This is a genomic window from Desulfovulcanus ferrireducens (assembly GCF_018704065.1).
Taxonomy (GTDB): domain Bacteria; phylum Desulfobacterota; class Desulfovibrionia; order Desulfovibrionales; family Desulfonatronovibrionaceae; genus Desulfovulcanus; species Desulfovulcanus ferrireducens.
In genome coordinates, this window is sequence record NZ_JAGUQP010000049.1 from 1 (window position 1) to 5,893 (window position 5,893).

Below are 5,893 nucleotides of genomic sequence, written 5' to 3' on the forward strand. Positions count from 1 at the left end.
AAAATTGTTCTTGAAAACAAAATAAACTAACCAATAAATTTTAACCATTAACTATTGACAAAAAACACAGTTGCTGAGTTAATTTGCGAGCGCATTTTCTTCAATGCTGACAAAGACTTGGACACATCTAAGGCTTGCTTGCGGGCTGTGCATAATGGGGTTAGTCAATAGAATGTTACTTAATGCCTTTTCTGTTGTTATGATGGGTTTCGAAAGTTCGATGGAATAACCTCCCTACACACAGCACTTCCGCAATCTTCGCCAAGATGTGTTACCCAACCCGTTTGTAATGCATTTCAGAAAATGCACTCTTCGATTGTGTAGTAATTTGAGGATGTTAATCGTGTCAGAAGTTGAGTCCTTAAATATAGATTGTTCAGACTGAAGTAGTTCCTCAGTTTACCGTACATTTAAGGAGATGCACCCTCGTTGATTTTGACAGAATATTTTAAGTTTGTTTTATGTGAACAGGCAGATTTTGCATTCCTTGGCGTATTTTAAAAAGTCTTCGGCTGTCCACACAACCACACCATCAATGAGTTTATCTTCCTTGATTTCCATCATGTCCACAGTCATTTTACACGCGACCAGTTCTACACCTTCCAATTGAGCCATTTCTTGGAGTTCAGCCAGGCTAGGAATGTTAGCCTTAGCTGTTTTCCTTTTCATGATTTCAGTTGCGATGGTGCTTACTCCCGGAATAGCTCCCATAACTCCAGGAGGAAAAAATTTGGCCCTTTCAGCGCCGCCCTTGAGTAGTAGGTTTATGCCCATGAAAGAGTAGAATATCTTGCTTTCCATCCCCAGTCGAGCCGCATTGATACCTAGTACTAGTGATGGATAGGCTCCATCAAGAGTATCTTTTACACATATGAAACCTGCTTTTTCTTTCTTTTCATCCATTGTTTTCTCCCATGGGTTTTCCATGTTGATAAAATTATAAAAAGCCTGATGCCTTTTAGGCATCTTTTTTGGGTCCTACTTTTATCGAAAGTAGGACAGCCCTAGTCACGCAAATATCCCTGCCCCAAGATTTTTCCCAGAAGAGCTGCCAGACCAAGGATAATGGCAAAGCCAAGATGGCCCCAATCAAGGAAGACTACTACCTGGGGGCTGAAAAATATATTGGGCTGGTTCTTTAAAACACGTAAAATACCTGTGAAGATTAAACCTGCCCAGATGAAGATTTTGACCCAGCCGATGGGGGTGATAAGTTCTATCTCTCTCCCTGGTTGCCTCAGGAATTTACCCAGGCGATAAAAAATTATGAAAAGCAAAATAGTGGCCAGAATATAATGGAGAATATGGTTGAGATAAAAATCAGCTGTCCAGCCAAAACCTGGAACATCGGCTAAGTAGTAGCGCTTAAATATGGGCATTTGAGCCATGCCGGTAAACATCAAGCCAAAGACCATGAAATTAAATAGTCTTCCGGACCATATGGTTTTTGGTTGTTTATTCATCTTTGTCTCCCTGCTTATCTTGAGATACTTTACTTATTCCTGTTAACAGGGCCGCAGCCAATCCGGCTACAGGCGCGCCGATCACTGCCATGGCCAGATTTTCCTCTTTGGCCATGGAGTTGGGCACAGAAGAAAGGTGCGGTCGGCCTGGTCCTTTTTCTATAGCCTTATCCAGAACATCAAAAGGCACCGGTGAGACATAGATGGTATTGGTTCCGCCGTTTTCCTTTTCTCCATAAATGTAGCCACCCATTTCTTTGGCCAGCTTATGGGCTTTGGCAACGATTTCATCTCTTGGGCCGATTGTCTGGACGTCTTGAGGGCAGACTTCAATGCAGGCAGGAACAAGTCCCTGGTTTATGCGGCCAAAGCATCGGTCGCATTTATACATCACTCCATTGCCTGCAAACGAGGGCAGGAGTTTCAGATATAGGCCAACCCCTGACTGGCGTTCAGGGATATGCCAGGGACAAACTTTTTTGCACTTGGCCCCGCCCAAACAGATCTTATCATTGATTCGGACAATACCATTAGCCTGTTTGGCTGCCGCGCCCCAGGGGCAGAGATTGGCGCAGGGAGGATTTTGGCAATGGAGGCAGCGGCGTGGAATATTAATTTCATATTCCTCTCCCTGCCAGGTAACATAGGCCGTCTGGATATAGAGCCAATTATACGGAGTAAGTCGGTCATCCACATCTTGTTTGTCTGACCAGTCAGAGGGTTTGACCCGGCTGGGATACATTTTGGGAAACGGTTTTTTGGGTCGAGGAAATTTATGTGCGTTTGTCTCTTTGCACGCTTCGACACATGCCCCACAACCAATACATTTGCTTAGATCAAGCAGGGTTGCCAACTCCTCGCCCCTGGAAGCTGCCTTGGCTGTAGAAGGCAAAACAGTAGTTAAACCTGTTGCTGCTAGACCTTGCAGAAATTTTCTTCTGGAAATACTCATTTTAAGTCCCCGAATTAGAGTTAAAGTTAGGTATTTCTAGTTAGTTTACTTGGCTCAGTACTTATTTTAAGCATGGACGATAGGTTATTTTTAAACCCTTGGTAGATTTCATATTCTCAAACTATTAAACTTTCCTTGATCCAGGTCAAGATTTAATATTTTTTTACTTTTACTCATTCACAATCAATCGATTTTATCTTCCTCGATTTCTCAATTCAACTATTTAAGCCATTTTTAAAATTTTACTTGTTTGTAACATGTTTAAAATCTTTTTCAGATCGCATTGAGGTACTTAATACTGTTTTAAACAAAGGACTAAATGATTTGAGTAACTATCCCTGAAAAATTTATGGAGTTTATGGAAGGGCAGGTGTCGGGTGTGCTTGAGCCAGGTATCTCGAGAGCCTGTGTTCAAACCTTACTTAAGAGGGCAAATTTTCATATTTTTTTCAATCCTGATTTATTTCATGCTGTACAAAGACCTGGAGCTGTTCTCAAAACTTGCTTGCGGACAGAGCATAATGGGATACTTTGGGTAAAAAATATTCTTTTATTATCGACAGTTATGGTCAACATAGCAAATGATTTAGCTCGTTCATCCCGATGCTCTGCTTTTCCGCAAGCATAACTCAAGATTGGGTTGCCCAAGCCGTGTGTAATGCATTTCATAAACCAAGACTTTCACTCAGCGGTCAAAATGGGGGTTGGCCACAGGCTCTTATGCCCTGTTTTGAGCTTAAACTGAAGCCTCACTTTTGTATCTGGCTTGTTACGACTATGTTCTATTTGAGCCAGTGGAGGTATAAAGATGAACCAATTGTTTTTCTAAAGAAGCAGGTTTTGATATGGATAGAGGAGCTTGAAAAAAGGCTTGAGCAAAAATTTATAGTTTTATAGGTTAGTTACAAATCAGCGCTAAACTTTTTTTGAACTCGGTTGGGTCTGGTTGAAAAGGTCGCAAGTTGGAAAGAGTAGAAGCCTACGTTGGAGATAACTTGTGTCATCAGATAAGTGCCAATGCCTTTCGTCTAGTCATCTCCCTTCGCTAGGGAAAAAAATAGTCATATATATGGTTCTTATTTTAGGCATTTGCGGGGCCTTGTTTTTTTTATGGATGGCCAAGCAGCAGGAAGCATTTGTTGTGAAACAGTTGAGACATCAGGCCCTGGGGATATATCACTATATTGTTTTGGCCAGGGAATGGATCTCTTCCCATGGTGGCATATATATAAGGAAAAATGGAAACTTTCACTTGATTACGCCGTCTGTTTTTACTCGAGAGATTGCTTTGTTTACCAAAAGAAAACGGCCTTATTCCGTGAAAATTGCCACGCTGGACAGCAAAAACCCTGCGCACATGCCGGACCAATTTGAATGCAAGGCCATAGAACTCATGCAGCAGGGCAGGGAGCGGGAATTATGGAAGGTCGTTGGAGATAAGGATAAAGTTATTTTTCGCTATGCTGCCCCTCTTATCTTTGAAAATGAATGCGCGAAATGTCATCAGGATTTTAAAAGATATAACATTGTCGGCTGTATCAGCATTTCTTTCCCAGCAACTTCCCTATTCAAAGAAGTAGCGAAAAATAAGAATTATTACTTTATTTATCTGGTTACCACTTTGGGAATTGTTTTGTTTTTATTGATGATTATGCTGAAAAAGTTTGTTTTGCATCCATTAAATCAGCTCAGCATGGCCTCGCAAAAGATTGAGAAGGGAGAACTTGATGTACGTGTTGATTTAAAGGCAAGCAAAGAATGGGTCAGGGTAGGTGAGAGTTTTAATTCCATGGTCGAATCTCTGGCTTCCCAGCAAAAAAGATTGGAAGAAGAAGTAAACAAGGCCGTGGCAGATCTGTCCAAAGCATATGAGGATTTAAAGCGCATGGAGAAATTTAAGTCTGACTTTTTTTCCAATATTACGCACGATCTGAAAACACCTATTACTGCTATCAAAGGAGCTTCGGATATCCTGGCTAAAAAGTTGAAGGGTGGAGAATATGAAACCTATGTTGATATTTTAAAAAGGAATGTGACCAGGCTCTCCAGGATGGTCAAGGACCTTTTAGACTGTGCCCGCTTGGAAAGCGGAGAGCTAGAATTACATAAAGAACACCTCGATCTGGCCGAGGTTATAGAAGATGCAGTGCTTATGGTTCAGCCTTTGGCCTGGGAAAGAGAGGTAGAAATTGAATATGTCCTGCCTGGTGAACCTTATTATGTGTTTGCGGATAGAGCGAGAATCGAACAGGCCGTTTCCAATCTTCTGACCAATGCTATAAAATTTTCTGACAAACCTAGCAAAGTAGTGGTCAAGTTAACCAGAAAAAATGGCCAGGTAACCATGTCCGTGGAGGACTTTGGCCCTGGTATTCCTGTTGATGAGAGGGACATGGTCTTTAAAAAATTTTATCGTCGCGATTATGAAAAAGGTAGGGATGGCCTGGGTCTGGGTCTGGCTATTGCCAAAGGGGTTGTGGAAGCGCATGGGGGGAAGATCTGGATAACCCAGCCTGACCATCGGGGCGTAATCATGAATATTTCCTTGCCTGGGAAATAAGGCCTGAGTGCTGAGTGAGGTAAAGTTGAGGGGGTAATAGACTAATAGGGGGGATTTAATGCGTAAACCAACGATCCTGCTCATTGAGGACGACAAGGATATTCTGACCATTTTAAGAGATCAACTGGTCATGGATGATTTTAAAGTTCTCGAGGCAACTTCTGGCGAAGAAGGAACCAGGTTGTTTAAGCAGTTTCGTCCGGATTTAATAATTCTTGACCTGAATCTTCCGGATATAGATGGGGTAAAAATTTGTCAAAATTTACGACGTATATCTGATGTACCGATTATTATCCTCACGGCCAGAGAGTCATTGGCAGACAAGGTCAGGGGTCTGAACTGCGGCGCTGATGATTATATTGTAAAACCTTTCGAATATCTGGAACTGGCTGCGCGTATAAGAGTTTGTCTTAGGCGAAGCTCTTCTAAAGTATGCGGAAAAGAGAAATGTTGTTTTGGCGAGTTGGAAATATTGCTAAATACCAGAGAAGTTTTATTACAGGGTAAGGCTGTGCATCTTACCAAAAAGGAGTTTGACCTTCTGGAGTTGCTTGTTTCTTATGCTGGCGAGGTCTTAAGCAGGGATTTTATTTGCAGCCAGATTTGGCCTAATGATGAGGTTTACTCCTGGAGCAGGGCTCTTGATGTCCATATCCGGCGTTTACGTAAAAAAATAGAACCAGACCCCCAAAATCCAAAGTTTATCATTACCCATCCAGGTGTTGGATACCGTTTTGCTGGGAATTAATTCCTTGCATTTTTCTCATTGCACCAGCGTCTGGTTTAAGTGTTATCTCAACTTTCTCGTATGTTTACATCACCTGTTTTCAAATTTAAGAGATAAAGAAATAAGAATTTAGGCGTGACAGACCGTTCAACTTTCTGGTGCATCAAGACACCGTAACTCAGCTTTTGGTC

5 protein-coding genes are annotated in these 5,893 nt (G+C 41.9%); 2 read left to right on the forward strand and 3 right to left on the reverse strand.

The window, feature by feature from the left end:
* Window positions 1–459 precede the first annotated feature (459 nt).
* From KFV02_RS11195 to KFV02_RS11205, 3 genes are all read right to left on the reverse strand, one after another.
* Window positions 460–903 (reverse strand): DsrE/DsrF/DrsH-like family protein, encoded by a 444-nt coding sequence (locus KFV02_RS11195; protein WP_252381641.1) that lies wholly within the window; start codon window positions 901–903, stop codon window positions 460–462.
* A 101-nt stretch (window positions 904–1,004) separates the two neighbouring features.
* Window positions 1,005–1,463: a hypothetical protein gene (locus KFV02_RS11200; protein WP_252381642.1), complete on the reverse strand. Its 459-nt coding sequence runs from the start codon at window positions 1,461–1,463 to the stop codon at window positions 1,005–1,007.
* The gene (locus KFV02_RS11205; protein ID WP_252381643.1) at window positions 1,456–2,415 is read right to left on the reverse strand and encodes a 4Fe-4S dicluster domain-containing protein; all 960 of its coding nucleotides are present in this window, start codon (window positions 2,413–2,415) and stop codon (window positions 1,456–1,458) included. The genes KFV02_RS11200 and KFV02_RS11205 overlap by 8 nt, the downstream gene beginning before the upstream one ends.
* A gap of 997 nt (window positions 2,416–3,412) precedes the next feature.
* Here KFV02_RS11205 and KFV02_RS11210 point away from each other — a divergent pair.
* Window positions 3,413–4,975, forward strand: coding sequence for an ATP-binding protein (locus tag KFV02_RS11210; protein ID WP_252381644.1), 1,563 nt, complete (start codon window positions 3,413–3,415; stop codon window positions 4,973–4,975).
* A 58-nt stretch (window positions 4,976–5,033) separates the two neighbouring features.
* Window positions 5,034–5,723 (forward strand): response regulator transcription factor, encoded by a 690-nt coding sequence (locus KFV02_RS11215; RefSeq protein ID WP_252381645.1) that lies wholly within the window; start codon window positions 5,034–5,036, stop codon window positions 5,721–5,723.
* Window positions 5,724–5,893 lie beyond the last annotated feature (170 nt).